The organism is Aeromonas sp. FDAARGOS 1407 (genome assembly GCF_019048725.1).
GTDB classification, from domain to species: Bacteria; Pseudomonadota; Gammaproteobacteria; order Enterobacterales; family Aeromonadaceae; genus Aeromonas; species Aeromonas enteropelogenes.
Genome location: NZ_CP077399.1, coordinates 2,231,160 through 2,247,026, shown reverse-complemented (window position 1 = coordinate 2,247,026; position 15,867 = coordinate 2,231,160). Strand labels below are relative to the sequence as shown.

Sequence of the window (15,867 nt, the reverse complement as noted above, 5' to 3'; positions counted from 1 at the left end):
TCTCTTTCTGGCAAACCGGTTCAAGCCTGCGCGACAAGCGTCTCGGCCACTTTATCCCCGGCTCCCCGGGCCCGCTCTTTTGCCTTGGGCTTGCTGCTTTTGCTATCGGGCAGCGGGTTATTTGGCGGCTCGATGGTCGCTCTCTCCGCCGGTTGGGAGTGGCCAATAAAATTGCCTCCCTTGCAGATGGAGAGGGTGCCTCCCTTGAATACGCCCTGCATCCGGCCATTTTCCAGGATTTCCACCTCTTGCGAGCTGCAGGTGCCGTCCAGCAGGCCGTTGATGACGACCCTGGGTGCACTCACCTCCCCTTCGACAAACCCACCCTGCATGATGCGCAGCACCCCCTTGCCAATTTCGATGGTGCCATTGACGTGCCCCTGCACCTCCAGGTCACCATCAAGCAGCAGCTCTCCCTTGAAGCGGGCTCCCGCCGCGATCACGGTCGTGCCCGCCGGCGCGCTGTCACCGGACTGACTCGCACGTTTTCGTCCAAACATCCTGACTCTCTCCATCAACCAAATGAGCAAAACCAGCGGCATGGGCGCCACCGGCCATAAGTAGTTATCCGACCCCAGCACATAGAGCAGCAGGGCCGCTCCCCAGCAGAACCAGACGATATAAAGAAGGTCGCTACGCTCCCTGCCTTGCAGGCAGGCGCGCCATCTTCGGGGCTGATCTTTCATCCATCACCCTCTCTTGCTGCATGAACCGCCGGCAAGATACCGGACTGGATGCCATCAATAGCATCATGTCCGGTTTAAACGACCAGTTGACAAAAAGTCTGAAGTCGGGCTGATTCAGTCCCGATACAGGAGGGGCGCATTAGGATACGGATTGACTCTGCATGACTAACCCTTTCTAATTGGCAGCCTGGACCTCCTATGACCGCCCATATCATGAAAATTTTATTGGTCGAAGATGACAAGCTGCTCAATCACCACCTCTCCTCCCTGCTGACCGAGGCCGACAATCAGGTTTACAGCACGGATCAGGCTGGTATTGCGCTGCACTACGCCGCTGACTATCCCATTGATGTGGCCATCATCGATCTCGGCCTGCCGGACATGGACGGCCTGCAGCTGATCCGCCAGATGCGCGAACAACAGATCCCCTTCCCCATCCTGATCCTGACAGCTCGTGGCAACTGGCAGGACAAGGTCGAGGGGCTGGAAGCGGGCGCCGATGACTATTTGGTCAAGCCGTTCCAGAAAGACGAGCTGCTGGCTCGCCTCAACGCTTTGCTGCGCCGCAGCGCCGGGTTTATCTCCCCACGGGTGAAGGCCGGTGATTACGAGCTGGATCTCTCCCGCAAGGAGCTGACCATCGCCGGCGAAGTGGCGGTACTCACCAGCTTCGAGTACCTCATTCTGGAATACCTGATGCGCAATGCCCGTCAGGTGGTTTCCAAGCAGCAGCTGCTCGATCAGCTCTACGGCGACGGCGAAGGGGACCCCAATACCATAGAGGTAATGGTGAGCCGGCTGCGCAAGAAGCTGGATCCGGAAGGGACGATTCAACCCATCTCCACCATCCGCCGCCAGGGCTACATCTTCAACCTGTCGTGCAACTGATGCAGCTCCCCCTGTTGCTGCGCCCCGTGCAGCTGCTGCGCCGCTCCCTGCACATCAAGCTGCTGCTCAGCTCGCTGCTGGTGATCGCCCTCATCATGAGCTTTGCGGTGTATGCCCTCTACCTTGCCCATGTCGAGGAGCTGAGCCAGAAGGCGAGCGCCCGGATGCAAGAGAACCTGGCCAAGCTCTTCTCCTCCACCGAGCCCTCCCAGAACAAATCCGCCGATCTTGGCCACCTCTCCCGCAATGCCGGGGATCGCAACCTCGACACCCTGATCTGCCGTGCCGACGGCGCCCTGGTGTGGTCCAGCCTGCATCTGCCCGAGGTGATCAAGACCAAGCAGACCATCTGCGGGGATCTGATGAAGTACCTGGGGGGGATGGATCTCGACTACTTCTTCAAGAAGCACACCATACAAAACGGCGAGAGCTACTTCGTCTACAGCCTGCGTTTTGTTCGCAACCCCGGCACCGGCACTACCGCCTACTACGTGGTGATGATAGATTCCGCCAAGCGCTACCACGCCCAGGCGCTCGCCTACCTCAGCCAGACTGCGCGCCAGGCGCTGCTGGCCTATATGCTGCTCGCAGGCATGCTGGTGCTTACCACCTTCTGGAGCCTCAGCTCCCTGCGCGCCATCGCCCGCCAGCTCGACGAGATCCGGGCCGGCAAGCTCGACGCCCTCTCCAGCGATGTCGAGCGGGAACTGGCGCCCCTTACCGACTCCATCAACCAGTTGCTGGAGAACGAGCGACAGCAGACCCAGCGTTACCAACACGCCCTCAACGATCTCGCCCACAGCCTGAAAACCCGGCTGGCGCTGATCCAGATGACCACCCGGGAGAGCAAGCTCGGGCGCGACATCCACGACAACATCAACGAGCAGATCCTCACCATGGATCAGATGGTCCAGTACCAGCTCAGGCGCGCCGTCACCGGCCGCCAGCGCCTCGCCAGCAAAGGCACTGAGCCGGTGCCCCTTATCGAGAAACTGCTGGCCAGCCTGACCAAGGTCTATCGCCACAAGAAGCTGCAGACCCAGTTTCACTTCGATGACGACGCCCTGTTTCACGGTGAGCAGGGGGATCTGATGGAGCTGATGGGCAACCTGCTCGACAATGCCTGCAAGTTCGCCATCAGCGAAGTGCATGTGACGGTGTGCCGTCAGGCCGAGCAGCTGCGCATCGAAGTGGAAGATGACGGCCCCGGCATAGAGCCGGCCAAATCGGAGCAGATCTTCCAGCGCGGCGTGCGGGCCGACAGCTCCCCGGGGCAAGGCATTGGCCTCGCGGTCGTGACCGAGATAGTCCACAGCTACGGCGGCCAGATCCGGGTGGACGAATCGCCCCTTGGCGGTGCCCGCTTTACCCTGACCCTGCCCTGACCCTCAGGGCCCTGCCACTGGGCCCCTTGCTTTCCCCTCCTGCAATGCGGGTCGCGCCTGTCGTGCGCCCGCAGCACAAATCCTCCACCGTTTTCATTCAGATACTTGTGATGCGCCCCATCTCGGTTAAGCTAGGGACGTTTTTGTCTGTTAACCCTTTGATGGACTTGCTATCACACCATGGAAAACATGTTTGAAAGATTGATGTATGCATCGCGCTGGATCATGGCCCCCATCTACCTGGGACTCAGCCTTATCCTGCTGGCACTGGGCCTGAAGTTCTTTCAGGAGATCATCCATATCCTGCCGAATATCTTCGCAATGAAAGAGGTGGATCTGGTGCTGGTCACCCTGTCACTGATCGATATCACCCTGGTGGGGGGGCTCATCGTGATGGTGATGTTTTCCGGTTATGAGAACTTCGTCTCGCGCCTCGACGTGGGGGATGAGAGCGACAAGCTGGTATGGCTCGGCAAGCTCGACGCCGGTTCCCTGAAGAACAAAGTGGCCGCCTCCATCGTCGCCATCTCGTCCATTCACCTGCTCAAGGTGTTTATGAATGCCGAAAATATCCCCAACGACAAGATCAAATGGTACCTGTTGATCCATATCACCTTTGTCGTCTCCGCCTTTGCCATGGGCTATCTGGACAAGCTGACCCGCAAATAAGGCTCGGCCTTCATACACTGCGGCCACCTTCGGGTGGCCGCAGTGTTTTTACTCTTCCCCCTTTCACCGTATCCAGACGTCCCACCGACCCATTCAGGCAGCAACCCAGCCCGTGTTTAATTTATTGATCCACGACTGATTATTGCCCATTGCCTCTTCCAGAAAAGGCTTCATTCGGTATCATGGTCGCTCGACAAAGCAACGCATCCGAAGGCTCGCCATGCGCCTTCTTGCCGATTTTGTCCGAAGCATATTGGTTCATAACAGCAGTGTGGGAGCTGTAACTCAGGGGCGGTAGCTTGACCGTAGTGAGTAATCCGTGATGACAAATGTTAAACCTTGAAAAAATATGCATCCTTTATACCTATAAGAGCTCTTTATTATGAAGAAAACTCAAATAATAAATCAATTGGTAGAGGCAGTAGATGTTCATACATTGGAGCGCTTTTCTGCCGATGATTATAGGAATTATTTAAAGAGTGAAGGGCTATTTATGGTTAATCATCACGACATTCTAGTATCATCATGTGCTGGATACCCAATTGCCTTATCAAAGAAACATTTAGACATATACATTGAAGAATTAAAAAACATTAGACATCTACTGCCATAATAAAATAGCACATATTATATACTTGTTTTATTCTCGTTTTTATTTTTTAAATATCAGTTATTTACCCTGTTTATTATCAACATTAAAATATCTCTGTTTGAGGGAAGCCGTGAGCAAGGTGATACTAAAGGGATTTATTATTGTTCCTCCATCAGCTTTAGCTCAGGTTAAAGATGAGCTTGCCAAACATATCCAACTGACTCGCACTGAGCCCGGTTGCCTTGTCTTTGAGGTAATTCAAGATAGCGCTAATCCATGTCGATTCGATGTCTATGAAGAGTTTGTCGATAAGCTCGCCTTTCAAGCGCACCAAACCAGAGTCAAATCCTCGTATTGGGGAGAGATCACGGTCAACGTAGAGCGCCATTATACGGTGACGATAGCTGAATGATTTTCAGCTACGAGAAAGTCATCATCTGTTCATGAAAGCCCCATGACGCTTGACTCATCAAGTCGACCCCATCTCCATTTTTAACTATTGAGGAAACCATGATCCGTCCATTATCTACTGCCGATTTGGATGCCGTGGTAGAGCTCTGGTATCAGGCATCCATACGGGCTCACCACTTTATCCCCGCCTCTTTCTGGCATGCACAGCGGGCGGAGATGCGGGATATCTATCTGCCCGCCAGCGAAAGCTGGGTCTATGAGGAAGGTGGCCAGCTCCTGGGGTTTGTCTCCTATCACCAGGGAGCACTCGCAGCCCTCTTTATTACCCCGGACAAGCAGTCACAGGGGCTGGGTCGCCAACTGATTGAGCACCTCAAAAGACGATATGAGCGCCTCGATTTGAGGGTGTATGCAGAGAATGATGCAGCGCGGCGCTTCTATGTCCGCAGCGGTTTTATCGGTGGGGCACACCAAGTGTGTGAGCATAGTGGGCGTTCTACCATCCCGATGTACTGGCAAAGATATTGAGTAGGAGAAACTTAATACACAGCTCATAATATTGAGTCGAAACAATTGATATTAGCTATAAAATAGCTATTAATGGCAACACAAGGAACGTAACAATGTCATATGAAGAGATAGCCAAGGTTTGTGAACAACTCAGTTATAGAGACAAGTTTCGACTTGCTCAACTTTTACTTCAATTAGGACGAAAACAAGAAGAGGATGAATACCCCGCCCCACGAATTACTTCTGAATCAAATGGTCATGATCAAACTGATTATGTTACCGAACGATTATTAAAGTTAAAACCAAGCAAGCTCACGTCTTTATCCAATTCCATTAGCGCGATGTTTCAATTCCAAGGCGGAATTTCTGAAAAGGACAAACAAGATATTATTGCAAAGCTAAAACAAAAAAATGTTATTCATATAAGTGATACAGGTAAGGTCTCATACTCGCAGTAATGTAAAAATTACCAAATACGCACTCATGACAAGGCCACCATTGGGTGGCCTTGTTGTTTCTGGCATCTTCCGGACAAGCCACGGACGGGTTGCAACACCGCCGCCCATACTCCCGCTGGTATAGGCCACTTCCTTCACGCCACCCTGACGGGGTGCCAGCTTACAGCAAATCGTGCTTGTCCAGCAGGCGATAGAGGGTCGCACGGGAGATATCGAGCTGGCGCGCCACCTCTTCCAGCTGATCCGGGAAACGGGTCAAGGTTCGTTGCAACGCCTGGCGCTCCGCCGCTTCTCGCACGGCCTTGAGAGAGTTGTTCATGTTCAGCAGCTGGGAGTCCCTGTGGATCAGCTCCATATCCTGGGCATCGATAAAGGGGCCCGAACACATGACGGCGGCCCGCTGCACCCGGTTGCGCAGCTCCCTGACATTGCCTGGCCAGTCGTAAGACTGCATGGCCTGGCGCGCCTTGCGGGTGAAACTTATCATGCGATTGCCCCGCGCCTCGGCCAGGACCTCGTCCGCCAGCAGCTGGATGTCTTCGGCTCGCTCACGCAGCGCGGGTGTGCGCAGGCGCACCACATTGAGCCGATAGTAAAGGTCCATGCGAAACGAGCCGTTGGCCACCGCCTGCTCTACGTCTATGTTGGTTGCGGCAATGACCCTCACATCGACGCTGCGGGACACATGGCTGCCCACCGCCTCTATGCTCTCTTCTTGCAAGAAACGCAGCAGGGTCGCCTGATCTTCGAGCGGCAGTTCGCCTATCTCGTCGAGGAACAGGGTGCCGCCATCGGCCGCTTCTATCCTGCCTATCTTGCGACTCTGGGCCCCGGTGAAGGCCCCCTTGACGTGACCGAACAGCTCGGACTGGATCAGCTGGTGGGGCATGGCGCCACAGTTGACGGCCACGAAGGGACTATCTTCCCCAAACGCGCTGTAGTGCAGCTCCCTGGCGACCAGCTCCTTGCCGGTGCCGCTGGGCCCGGTCACCAGCACCGGCAGGCGACAGTGCTGCAAGCGCTGGATCTGTTCACGCAGCTGACGAATGGGGGCACTCTCCCCCTGAATGAAGCGCGGTTGTTCCGCTATTTTCGGGCGATAGCGCCTGATCAGCCGGGCCATGCCGAGGGCATGGCCCAGACTGTGGGAGAGCCGTATCCGCTCGAGGGGAAAGGTGTGAAAATCATGGAAGCAGGCGGCCAGCAAATTGCGCATCTCCTCACTGGCGAGGGCATCACGCTGGATCAGGCCAATCCACAGGCTGCTCGCGTGCTGCGTGATCAAGGCCGACAATGCCTCGTGCTGATCAGGCTCGATGGCCACCAGCACCAGGGGATAATCCTTCTCCTGCAACTTTCTCTCTGCCATCGCCAGTGAACTTGCCTGCTCCACCCGCCACTCGCTTTTGACCAGCAGACTCTCCAGTACGGCACATGAATTGATGAGCAATAATGCCGTTGCTGTCATATGGAAACCTCCTTGTTCGAGCTTCTTATAAGCGTGCCAATCCTGACCCCGCAAGGTTCATGTTTTTATTTTGATAGAAATTCTCATTATCAAAGAGCTTAATTCGAACACATCAGGTGACGATAACTATAAACCATCCCGCCTAATTGACTGATGCGCAGCAATATTGAGACAAGTCAGTCTTAGGCTGAGAAAAATAAATTCATTGATAAACAACACCTTGGTGGATGACATAAAAATGCAGTCTCAAATTTGAGACAAAACAGTACGATCTGAAAACAAAAAAGTGATTTAAATCAACAAGTTAAGTTTTGGCATCGCCATTGCTATATCTGTAAACTCCAGGTGACAAACAATAGAGATAGCATGATGAAATATATTGTCGTGGCGATCCTTTCACTCCTCCAATTGATGAACTCATCACAAGCGGAGAATCGTGTTGATTTGGGGTCGCAAGCGCTTGGCAATATTCGTGGCAACCTGGGCGTCAATATGGTTGCTGGCAATCACAACCAACAAGGCAACCTCGCATCTATTTCCCTCTCGGGTCCGGCCGTAATTCAGTTCAGCCAACAGAATCAATCCAGCATCACCCCGGGCGGTCACCAGAGCGTCGCTATCCATGGCGCGGCACTTGGCCAGACCCAAGGGCTTTTGAGCATCAACCAGGCAGCGGGTGAAGCCAACCAGCAACTCAATGGCTTCGCATTGTCACTGGGCGACGCCGGGATAAGCGTCGTGACCGACGTGAATCTCGGCAACAGTATCGCCAGCCCCTCCCCGGGCCAGCTCCCCGCAAGCATGACAACCAGCATCTATCTGGATGACAACGCCCTGAGCGGCAGTAAAGGAGTCATTCAGGTGAACCAGGTCACGGGACAGGGCAATCAGGCCGTCAACATGGTTGCCCTGCCCCTGGCGGGCGCAGTAACGGCATCACCCTGATGCCGCAGGGACAGGAAGCGAAGTCCGGGAGCGCAGCACCTGCCGATGGGCGGATCTTCCCCAGAAAGTTCAATGGAGAGACTCAATATGCGTGGACTTATTTACAGCTCATTAGCCGCCGCTGTCATCATGGCGATGTCCGGCACCGCATCCGCCGAGTACCGCGGTGACAAGGATGAGACAGGGGCAACCTTGACCAAGAAGGTCAAGGCTGAGGTCGATGTGAAGTACGAAGGCAAGGTGATGGTCGGCGGCTTTGTCAACGTCAACAAGCTCGGCATGGCCGTCGTGGACAACCAGCAATCCAGCACCATGATAGGCACAGTCAACAGCAGAACGGAGAACGCAAGCAAGATTGATGGCTCGTTCCAGGGGGCATCCGGCAACATCGGCGCCAACGTGGCGGCCGGTGACTCCAACGTGCAAGGCAACAGCGTCTCCCTGGCCGCCTATGACCAGGTCGATGCCGAGTTTGTCATGGGCGGTGGCCACCCTCACGGCAGCGCGGGTGGCTCTTCGGATGCCGAGATCTTCTCCAGCCAGAGCGCCAGCATGAACTGGGCCAGCAACCAGGGGCACCAGAACAGGGCGAGTGTCGGTGGTGGTGCCTTCAAGAATGCCGCAGGCAATATCAACGCCAACGTAGCCTCCGGCTCCGGCAACGTGCAGGCCAACAACCTGGCCGCCTCGGTATCCACCGGCGCCATGGCGGTAGCCACCGTGGCCAACAGCCAGCATGTGTCCAAGAACCTGACCGAGAACAAGAGCCTGAGCGCCACCAGAACGGTGGAGAACGCCCCGGTTCACCTCAAGCTCGATGCCAAGGGTAATTACGAGGGGACGAGCAAGCAGTCCAACAACGTCTATCCGGAGATCTGGCAGGATCGTGATCACCCCAACGGCGGCAGCCTCTGGGGTCACATCGACTACGACAATCTGGACAACGACGGCAGCAAGGACTCCAAGTTCGAGTTCAAGGAAGAGGGTGACATGACACTGCACGGCTCGGTGACCGGCTACATCCCCGTGGTCAACACCTACACCGCCCGTGAGACCTTCAACCATGCCACCATAGACGGCGGCTCCTTCAATGGCGCCGTGGGCAATATCGGGGTGAACGTCGCGTCTGGCACCAACAATCTGCAAGCGAACAACCTCTCGCTGGCAGCCGGATTTGCCAAGTGATCCACCCTTGGGGGGCCTGTGTGCCCCCCATTTTTTGCCCACAAGGAGGTGTCAATGCGCTGGCTATTGCCGTTGCTGTTCAGCCCCGTCGTCTGGTCGGCGACCCTGCCGATGGGAGAGCATCTCCCGGCGCTGGGGGGGCTTGCCAAACCGGTACAGAGCATCCAGGAGCGCCGCTATGCCAATCTCGAGCGCCAGCATACCGACTTCAGCTGTGGCGCGGCGGCGGTGGCCACCATACTGCGCCATGCCTATGGCCAGGCGACCAATGAACGCTGGGTGATGGACGGCATGATGGCCATGGCCGATCCGGCGCAGGTCAAACGCTACGGCTTTTCCATGCTGGACATGAAGCAGTACGTGCAGATGCTGGGGATGCGTGCCCGGGGTTACCGCCTGAGCGATACCAAGCTGCGCCAGGTAAGGGTGCCGACCATAGTGCTGCTCAATATTCGCGGCTATCAGCACTTCGCCGTGCTGCGCGCCATCGACCGCCGTGACCGCGTCTATCTGGCAGACCCTGCCCTTGGCAACCGCATCATCTCGTTCAGGGAGTTCAAGGAGAGCTGGAACGGGATCCTGCTGGCCGTGATCGGTGCAGGTTATCGCCCGGACGCTCCCCTGGCCAACCCCTCCCCTCCGTTCTCGGCCAGAGGCAGGGACGGGCTGTTCGCCCCGGTCAATGAAACATCCCTGCTGGACTTTGGCTTCCAGCACAAAGAATTAATGTGAGGTCAACATGAACATCCGGCCCGCCCTCTACCTCGTCTGCAGCCTGGGGGCCTTGCCCCTCCCGCTGCTGGCGACATCCGATCCCCTGGCACAACTGTCGGATCTGTTTGCCCCACAGATGTCCGATAGCGAGCTGGCCGGCTTGCGGGGACGTTATGTCAGCGCTCACGGCATCCATTATTTTGGCATCGAGTTCATCTCCACCCTGACCACGGCCCAGTCCCGACAGACGGCAGCCATGAACCTGGCACTGAGCGTGGAGCAGCACACCCCCAGGCTGGATATTCGCATCAAAGAGGGGGCCAGCGCGGTCGCCACGGCCCCTGCCAGCGCCCCTGTGCAGGGGGCGGGCCTAGTGCAGGTGATGCAGCTGGAAGGGCGCGGCAACCGCTCGGTGAACCTCACCGGCATCGGGACGACACCCCCCGAGATGGCCGGGGAGCTTGTCTCCGCCGGCCATTATCAGCAACAGGGCGTGCTCGGCACCGCCAGTTACAGCGTCTCGGGCAACTACGCGGGCCTGCAGTTCAATACCCCTGATGGTAGCGTCCGGCTGGAGCAGAGCCTGCGGGGCACGGACTTCAGTCGCGGCCTGCTGCAACTCAATCGGGTCAGGGGGGATGGCTTGCAGACCCTCAACCAGACGAAGATCTGGCTCTCCCGCTAGTCTCTGCTCCCCTGACGGCACGAAAAAAGGACGATAAACAACAACAAGGATCCGCTCCCATGAAACAGTCCCCCCTGCTGTTGATGATGTTGACCCCGCTGACATGCTGGGGCGCCACCGCAGAAGAAGAGGCGTTGCAACAACAGCTGGATCAGTTGCGCCAACAGTTGATCCAGCAAAATCAGGCGCTCCACCAGCTGCAGGCCAGGCTGGAAGCCGTCAAGAGCAGCGGAGTAACCGCGACGGGTACCGACACGGCTGCCGTGACACCGGCCAGGGCACAGCAGGAACCGGACCGTCGCAGCCCGGAGCCCGGTCGCAGCACCGAAGATCTGCTGCTGGAGCAGCACAACGTCTTCGATCGCGCCCTGACCTTCGACCTCGGCCTCTCCTACCAGCATTACAACCGCAAGGATCTCGCCCTGCGCGGCTTTCTCGCACTGGATGCCATCTTTCTTGGCGAGATCAATCTGGACAGGGTGCGCTCCGATCAGATCAGTGCCGATCTGGTGACCCGCTACACCCTCAACGATCGCTGGCAGCTGGAGCTCGCCATCCCCTACCTGTTTCGCAGCAGCAACTACCAGAGCACCGGCAAGGATAACTCCAGCCGCAGTTTCGAGGAGCAGAGCGTCAGCGACGGGGGGCTCGGCGATCTCAGCCTCGCCGTCTATTACCGGGTCATGGCCGAAGACGAGGAGTGGCCGGATCTGGTGTGGAATGTCAGGGTCAAGGCACCGACCGGCACGGATCCTTACGGCATCGAGCTAGACACCTCGGCATCGGGCAACCTGATGACCCCGAAGGAGCTCGCCACCGGCAACGGGCTCTGGCAGCTGTCGACCGGTTTCTCGCTGGTCAGGACCCTGGATCCCGCCATCCTGTTCGCCAACATCAACTATGGCCACAGCCTCAAGGAGGATTTTGACGACATCTCCTATCAACCGGGGCAGCAACCGGGTAGCGTCCAGCTGGGAGACTGGTTTGAATACGGGCTCGGGGTCGCATTCGCCCTAAACGAGCGCTTCAGCCTCTCCTTCAACATCAACCAGCGCATCACCCGCGAGTCCGAGCAGGGGGTGGAAGGGTTCGGGATGGAGAAGGTCATCGGTTCGGATGCCAACGCGGCGAGTTTTGGCATGGGTTCGACATGGGCCATCACCGACCGGCTCTCCATGGTGGTCAACTGGTCGGCAGGGCTCACCACGGATGCCCCCGACTACAGTATCGGGATCCGTTTTCCTTACCGCTTCTAGTCAGACCGAGTGTGGGAGGCAGGTTTTATGGGGAACAAACAATGAGGGAGGCATGATGCCTCCCTCGGGTGATTCCGGGCTGACGATAGAGCCTTGCCCTTGCATCGCCTCCCGCTGGGCCGCTTACACCCCCAGGCGATCGCGCAGGGTGTACCAGGCAGCGCCGGCGGCGGTGAAGGGAATGCGGAACATGCGGCCCCCCGGGAAGGGGTAGTGGGGCAGTTTGGCAAACGCATCGAAGCGCTCCGCCTGACCGCTCAACACCTCGGAGAGCAGCTTGCCCGCCAGATGGGTGCAGGTGACGCCGTGGCCGCTGTAGCCCTGCATGTAGTAGATGTTGGGGCCGATACGACCAAACTGCGGCAGGCGCGACAGGGTCAGCAGGAAGTTGCCGGTCCAGGTGTACTCCACCTTGACGTCGGCCAGCTGGGGGAAGGTTTTGCGCATCTTGGGGATGATCAGCCGCTCGATATCCGCCGGATCCCGCGCCCCGTAAACCACACCGCCGCCATAGATGAGCCGGTGATCGGCGCTGGTGCGGTAGTAGTCGAGCAGGTAGTTGCAGTCTTCCACGCAGTAGTTTTGCGGCAGCAGTGAACGGGCCCGCTCCTCACCCAGCACTTCGGTGGTGATCACCTGGGTGCCACAGGGCATGCTCTTGCCGGCGAGCTCGGGCACCAGGTTGCCGAGATAGGCGTTGCCGGCCACCATCACGAAACGCGCCTTGACCGCCCCCTTGGCGGTCTTCACCAGTGCAGGCTGGCCCGGCGTGATGCTGGTGACGGCGGATTGTTCGAAAATAAGCCCCCCCTGCATGCGGATCGCCTCCGCCTCCCCCAGCGCCAGGTTGAGGGGGTGGATATGGCCGCCGCTCTTGTCGAGCAGGGCGCCGACGTAGCGATCGCTCGCCACCACTTCACGCACCCCCTTGGCATCGAGCAGCTCCAGCTTGTCGTTGCCCCACTTCTGCCAGCGGGCCTGCTGGGCCTTGAGCTCGTGCAGCTGCTTCTCGGTCTCGGCGGCGAACACACCCCCTTCCTGCAGATCGCACTGGATGTTGTAGCGCTTGATGCGATCGCGGATGATCTGGCCCCCTTCAAACAGCATGGAACCGAGCAGCCTGGCCTGATCCGGCGGGCAGTTCGCTTCTATGGTGTCGATGTCGCGGCTGTAGGAGTTAACGATCTGGCCGCCGTTGCGACCGCTGGCGCCAAAGCCGACCCGGGCCGCCTCCAGCACCACCACCTTGTATCCCTTCTCCACCAGGTGGAGCGCACTGGAGAGGCCGGTATAACCCGCCCCGATGACGCAGACATCGCACTCCAGTTGCTCGGTCAGAGTGGCAAAAGGCGCATGTTGATTGGCGCTGGCTGCGTAATAACTGTTTACATGCTCGGTCATGATCCCTGTTTCCTTACCGGTTCTTTTCCCTAGCGAGGCATCGCCTGTCACTAGAAATTTGCCGGGGTATGCGCGCTGATGATGCGGCATGTCTGCCCCGACGGATTGCTGAAGCTGTGGGGCTCGCCCGTGTCGATCACATAGCTGTCGCCCGCTTCCAGCTGATAACTCTGTCCTGCCACCGTCAGGGTCACCGACCCCTCCAGCACCGTGCCAACCTCTTCCCCCTGGTGCTTGACCTGGCCACCGGTGTCGGTGCCGGGGGGATAGGTCTCCAGCATGAAGCCAAGCTGGCGTCGGTTGTTGCCGTTGTGCACCAGCTTCATGGAGACCCCCTGGCTGCCCAGCTCGATCAGCTGCTCGGCCTTGATCACCACACCCGGCACGCTCTGCTCCTCTTCGGCGAAGAAGCGCGACAGTGGCAGGCCGTAGACGGTGAGCAGCTTTTGCAGGGAGGCCACCGACGGGCTCACCTTGTCCTGCTCTATCATGCAGATGGCGCCGTGGGTCAGGCCGCTGAGCTCGGCGGCTCGCCGCTGGGAGAGCCCCAGCTGATGGCGCACCGCCGCCAGCCGTTCCCCCATGCTCTGGTATGGCAACCCGCTCATGGCAGTCCCCGGGTATCTTCGCTCTTGTCTCTTTGGTACATGATCAACCTCCCTGTCGCCGCTGGTTAAAATAGCGGACCAATCATCCCCCGGCTGTTTGCTATGTTACACAGCGCGAGCGTTCATTATTTTGCACACCCTTGATACCATCCTGTGGCACCATATGGGATAGACCGTGCGTCACAGCCCATTTTCTAGCATGCTGAACACCAATAATTCAAATATATTTAACACTTGAAAAACATTTCGGCTCACTTTATGTTCTCCCTGTGCTTATTATTTTATACGGCAGCACCACAGGGAGGATCGGGTAACCGGCCCCCTGCTGCCCGGATCCACACTCGAGGCTTCCCATGTCAGGAACGATACCCAACAGCAGCTTGATCAAATCCCGCGCCTATATAGATGGTCACTGGTGCGATGCCGCCAGCGGCCGCACCTTCGAGGTCACCAATCCGGCCAGCGGTGCCGTGATTACCCAGGTGCCCGACATGAATGCCGAGGACACCCGCCGCGCCATCGACGCCGCCAAGGCCGCCCAACCGGCCTGGGCCGCCCTGACCGCCAAGGAGCGCAGCAACAAACTCTACGCCTGGTTTGCCGCCATCACTGCCCACACCGACGAGCTGGCCCGCATCATGACCTGCGAGCAGGGCAAGCCGTTGGCCGAAGCCAAGGGGGAAGTGGCCTACGGCGCCAGCTTCATCCAATGGTTCGCCGAAGAGGGCAAACGCGCCTACGGCCGCACCATCCCGGGTTTTAGCGGCGATCGCCGTCTGGCCACCATCAAGCAGCCGGTGGGGGTGGTTGCCGCCATCACCCCGTGGAACTTCCCCATCGCCATGATCACCCGCAAGGCGGGTCCGGCACTGGCCGCCGGTTGCACCATCGTCATCAAGCCTGCCGCCGAGACCCCTCTGTGCGCTCTCGCTCTGGCGGCACTGGCCGAAGAGGCGGGCATCCCGGCCGGCGTCATCAACATCATTACCTCCCATCAGGCGGCGGCGGTGGGTGACGAGCTGTGCCAGAACCCTGTGGTACGCAAGCTCTCGTTCACCGGCTCGACCCGCATCGGCAAGCTGTTGATGCGCCAGTGCGCCGACACCATGAAGCGGGTGTCGCTGGAACTTGGCGGCAACGCCCCCTTCATCGTCTTTGACGACGCGGATCTTGATGCCGCCGTGGCAGGGGCGCTGGCCTCCAAATACCGCAATGCGGGCCAGACCTGCGTCTGCGCCAACCGCATCCTGGTGCAATCGAGCGTCTACGACGCCTTCGCCGAGAAGCTGACCGCCGCCGTCAAAGCCTTCAAGGTGGGGGATGGCATGAGCGAGGGCACCCAGATTGGCCCCCTCATCAACCCCGCCGCCGCCAGCAAGGTGGCCGAGCTGGTCAACCAGGCCCGGGACGCCGGCGCCAGGGTGCTGCTGGGGGGCGAGGCCCACCCCGCCGGCCCGCTCTTCTATCAGCCCACCATCCTCGGCGAGGTAAAGGGGGACAACCCCATCCTGCAGGAGGAGATCTTCGGGCCGGTGGCACCGCTGGTGCGCTTTGACAGCGAAGAGCAGGCCATTGCGCTGGCCAACGACACCCCCTATGGCCTGGCCGCCTACTTCTATGGCCGCGACATCGCCCGGGTGTGGCGAGTTGCCGAGCGGCTCGAATACGGCATGGTGGGCATCAACGAAGGGATCATCTCCACCGAACTGGCTCCCTTTGGCGGCATCAAGGAGTCGGGTCTGGGCCGCGAAGGGGCGGCCGAGGGGCTGGAGGAGTACCTCGAGACCAAATACCTCTGCTTTGGCGCCATCCGCTAGGCAGGATAACGATCACCCCACCTCGCCTTCATCAAGGGAGGCGCAAACCCGCCCCTCCAAACATGGGAAGGGACGGGCGGGGTCTGGCCAGCCTGCCAAGGCTTGCCACCACACTATTCAAGGACGAAGTGAGCGCTCCCGCCCGGGAGCCTCGCCAACACTCAAGAGAGGGGGCAAACGCCCCCGCAG

General features: G+C 58.5%; 17 protein-coding genes. 13 read left to right on the top strand and 4 right to left on the bottom strand.

The features are described 5' to 3' along the window. Nucleotides 1-20: 20 nt before the first annotated feature. On the bottom strand, nt 21-686 hold the full coding sequence (locus I6L37_RS10815) for a polymer-forming cytoskeletal protein (protein ID WP_216994041.1): 666 nt from the start codon (nt 684-686) through the stop codon (nt 21-23). Nucleotides 687-899: 213 nt separating this feature from the next. Between I6L37_RS10815 and I6L37_RS10810 the strand changes: the two genes are divergently transcribed. The 7 genes from I6L37_RS10810 to I6L37_RS10780 all read left to right on the top strand — a co-directional run bounded on the left by I6L37_RS10810 (nt 900) and on the right by I6L37_RS10780 (nt 5,599). Next, on the top strand, nt 900-1,574 hold the full coding sequence (locus tag I6L37_RS10810) for a response regulator (RefSeq protein WP_042028195.1): 675 nt from the start codon (nt 900-902) through the stop codon (nt 1,572-1,574). Further along, the gene (locus I6L37_RS10805) at nt 1,574-2,959 is read left to right on the top strand and encodes an ATP-binding protein (protein ID WP_216994040.1); all 1,386 of its coding nucleotides are present in this window, start codon (nt 1,574-1,576) and stop codon (nt 2,957-2,959) included. The genes I6L37_RS10810 and I6L37_RS10805 overlap by 1 nt, the downstream gene beginning before the upstream one ends. A 180-nt stretch (nt 2,960-3,139) precedes the next feature. Continuing rightward, nucleotides 3,140-3,628: a TIGR00645 family protein gene (locus tag I6L37_RS10800; RefSeq protein ID WP_042027681.1), complete on the top strand. Its 489-nt coding sequence runs from the start codon at nt 3,140-3,142 to the stop codon at nt 3,626-3,628. Nucleotides 3,629-4,010: 382 nt separating this feature from the next. Further along, complete coding sequence (locus I6L37_RS10795; protein WP_216994039.1) at nt 4,011-4,241, top strand: hypothetical protein; 231 nt, start codon at nt 4,011-4,013, stop codon at nt 4,239-4,241. 109 nt (nt 4,242-4,350) lie between these two features. Continuing rightward, nucleotides 4,351-4,632: a putative quinol monooxygenase gene (locus tag I6L37_RS10790; protein ID WP_216994038.1), complete on the top strand. Its 282-nt coding sequence runs from the start codon at nt 4,351-4,353 to the stop codon at nt 4,630-4,632. 98 nt (nt 4,633-4,730) lie between these two features. Then, on the top strand, nt 4,731-5,159 hold the full coding sequence (locus I6L37_RS10785; RefSeq protein WP_216994037.1) for an N-acetyltransferase: 429 nt from the start codon (nt 4,731-4,733) through the stop codon (nt 5,157-5,159). Nucleotides 5,160-5,254: 95 nt separating this feature from the next. Continuing rightward, nucleotides 5,255-5,599 carry a hypothetical protein gene (locus I6L37_RS10780; RefSeq protein ID WP_124238226.1) on the top strand — a complete coding sequence of 115 codons (345 nt, stop codon included), beginning with the start codon at nt 5,255-5,257 and terminating at the stop codon, nt 5,597-5,599. A gap of 160 nt (nt 5,600-5,759) precedes the next feature. On the opposite strand, the gene I6L37_RS10775 is transcribed toward I6L37_RS10780, so the two are convergent. Further along, a complete protein-coding gene (locus I6L37_RS10775; RefSeq protein ID WP_042072970.1) occupies nt 5,760-7,067 on the bottom strand; it encodes a sigma-54 dependent transcriptional regulator in 1,308 nt (435 codons plus the stop codon). A 366-nt stretch (nt 7,068-7,433) separates the two neighbouring features. Here I6L37_RS10775 and I6L37_RS10770 point away from each other — a divergent pair, with 366 nt between their 5' ends. The 5 genes from I6L37_RS10770 to I6L37_RS10750 all read left to right on the top strand — a co-directional run bounded on the left by I6L37_RS10770 (nt 7,434) and on the right by I6L37_RS10750 (nt 11,852). Beyond that, nucleotides 7,434-8,012, top strand: coding sequence for a hypothetical protein (locus I6L37_RS10770; protein ID WP_254203561.1), 579 nt, complete (start codon nt 7,434-7,436; stop codon nt 8,010-8,012). 87 nt (nt 8,013-8,099) lie between these two features. Next, complete coding sequence (locus I6L37_RS10765; RefSeq protein WP_216994036.1) at nt 8,100-9,197, top strand: hypothetical protein; 1,098 nt, start codon at nt 8,100-8,102, stop codon at nt 9,195-9,197. Between the two features lie 54 nt (nt 9,198-9,251). Then, on the top strand, nt 9,252-9,929 hold the full coding sequence (locus I6L37_RS10760; RefSeq protein ID WP_042027687.1) for a C39 family peptidase: 678 nt from the start codon (nt 9,252-9,254) through the stop codon (nt 9,927-9,929). A 7-nt stretch (nt 9,930-9,936) separates the two neighbouring features. Next, entirely contained in the window at nt 9,937-10,596 is a 660-nt protein-coding gene (locus I6L37_RS10755; protein ID WP_216994035.1) for a hypothetical protein, read from the top strand. Nucleotides 10,597-10,655: 59 nt separating this feature from the next. Further along, nucleotides 10,656-11,852 carry a transporter gene (locus I6L37_RS10750; protein ID WP_216994034.1) on the top strand — a complete coding sequence of 399 codons (1,197 nt, stop codon included), beginning with the start codon at nt 10,656-10,658 and terminating at the stop codon, nt 11,850-11,852. Nucleotides 11,853-11,975: 123 nt separating this feature from the next. Here the strand turns inward: I6L37_RS10750 and I6L37_RS10745 are convergent, their stop codons facing one another. Together I6L37_RS10745 and puuR are read right to left on the bottom strand one after the other, a co-directional pair. Further along, nucleotides 11,976-13,253: an FAD-binding oxidoreductase gene (locus I6L37_RS10745; protein ID WP_042027692.1), complete on the bottom strand. Its 1,278-nt coding sequence runs from the start codon at nt 13,251-13,253 to the stop codon at nt 11,976-11,978. A 50-nt stretch (nt 13,254-13,303) separates the two neighbouring features. After that, entirely contained in the window at nt 13,304-13,861 is a 558-nt protein-coding gene (puuR, locus tag I6L37_RS10740; protein ID WP_216994033.1) for an HTH-type transcriptional regulator PuuR, read from the bottom strand. Between the two features lie 353 nt (nt 13,862-14,214). Here puuR and I6L37_RS10735 point away from each other — a divergent pair, with 353 nt between their 5' ends. Further along, nucleotides 14,215-15,678 carry an NAD-dependent succinate-semialdehyde dehydrogenase gene (locus I6L37_RS10735; protein WP_216994032.1) on the top strand — a complete coding sequence of 488 codons (1,464 nt, stop codon included), beginning with the start codon at nt 14,215-14,217 and terminating at the stop codon, nt 15,676-15,678. Nucleotides 15,679-15,867: the final 189 nt, after the last annotated feature.

What these genes read in the sequence shown, in the direction of transcription:
- I6L37_RS10815 (WP_216994041.1), bottom strand. Translation starts at nt 686, where the DNA reads ATGAAAGATCAGCCCCGAAGATGGCGCGCCTGCCTGCAAGGCAGGGAG.
- I6L37_RS10810 (WP_042028195.1), top strand. Translation starts at nt 900, where the DNA reads ATGAAAATTTTATTGGTCGAAGATGACAAGCTGCTCAATCACCACCTC.
- I6L37_RS10805 (WP_216994040.1), top strand. Translation starts at nt 1,574, where the DNA reads ATGCAGCTCCCCCTGTTGCTGCGCCCCGTGCAGCTGCTGCGCCGCTCC.
- I6L37_RS10800 (WP_042027681.1), top strand. Translation starts at nt 3,140, where the DNA reads ATGGAAAACATGTTTGAAAGATTGATGTATGCATCGCGCTGGATCATG.
- I6L37_RS10795 (WP_216994039.1), top strand. Translation starts at nt 4,011, where the DNA reads ATGAAGAAAACTCAAATAATAAATCAATTGGTAGAGGCAGTAGATGTT.
- I6L37_RS10785 (WP_216994037.1), top strand. Translation starts at nt 4,731, where the DNA reads ATGATCCGTCCATTATCTACTGCCGATTTGGATGCCGTGGTAGAGCTC.
- I6L37_RS10780 (WP_124238226.1), top strand. Translation starts at nt 5,255, where the DNA reads ATGTCATATGAAGAGATAGCCAAGGTTTGTGAACAACTCAGTTATAGA.
- I6L37_RS10775 (WP_042072970.1), bottom strand. Translation starts at nt 7,067, where the DNA reads ATGACAGCAACGGCATTATTGCTCATCAATTCATGTGCCGTACTGGAG.
- I6L37_RS10770 (WP_254203561.1), top strand. Translation starts at nt 7,434, where the DNA reads ATGATGAAATATATTGTCGTGGCGATCCTTTCACTCCTCCAATTGATG.
- I6L37_RS10765 (WP_216994036.1), top strand. Translation starts at nt 8,100, where the DNA reads ATGCGTGGACTTATTTACAGCTCATTAGCCGCCGCTGTCATCATGGCG.
- I6L37_RS10760 (WP_042027687.1), top strand. Translation starts at nt 9,252, where the DNA reads ATGCGCTGGCTATTGCCGTTGCTGTTCAGCCCCGTCGTCTGGTCGGCG.
- I6L37_RS10755 (WP_216994035.1), top strand. Translation starts at nt 9,937, where the DNA reads ATGAACATCCGGCCCGCCCTCTACCTCGTCTGCAGCCTGGGGGCCTTG.
- I6L37_RS10750 (WP_216994034.1), top strand. Translation starts at nt 10,656, where the DNA reads ATGAAACAGTCCCCCCTGCTGTTGATGATGTTGACCCCGCTGACATGC.
- I6L37_RS10745 (WP_042027692.1), bottom strand. Translation starts at nt 13,253, where the DNA reads ATGACCGAGCATGTAAACAGTTATTACGCAGCCAGCGCCAATCAACAT.
- puuR (WP_216994033.1), bottom strand. Translation starts at nt 13,861, where the DNA reads ATGAGCGGGTTGCCATACCAGAGCATGGGGGAACGGCTGGCGGCGGTG.
- I6L37_RS10735 (WP_216994032.1), top strand. Translation starts at nt 14,215, where the DNA reads ATGTCAGGAACGATACCCAACAGCAGCTTGATCAAATCCCGCGCCTAT.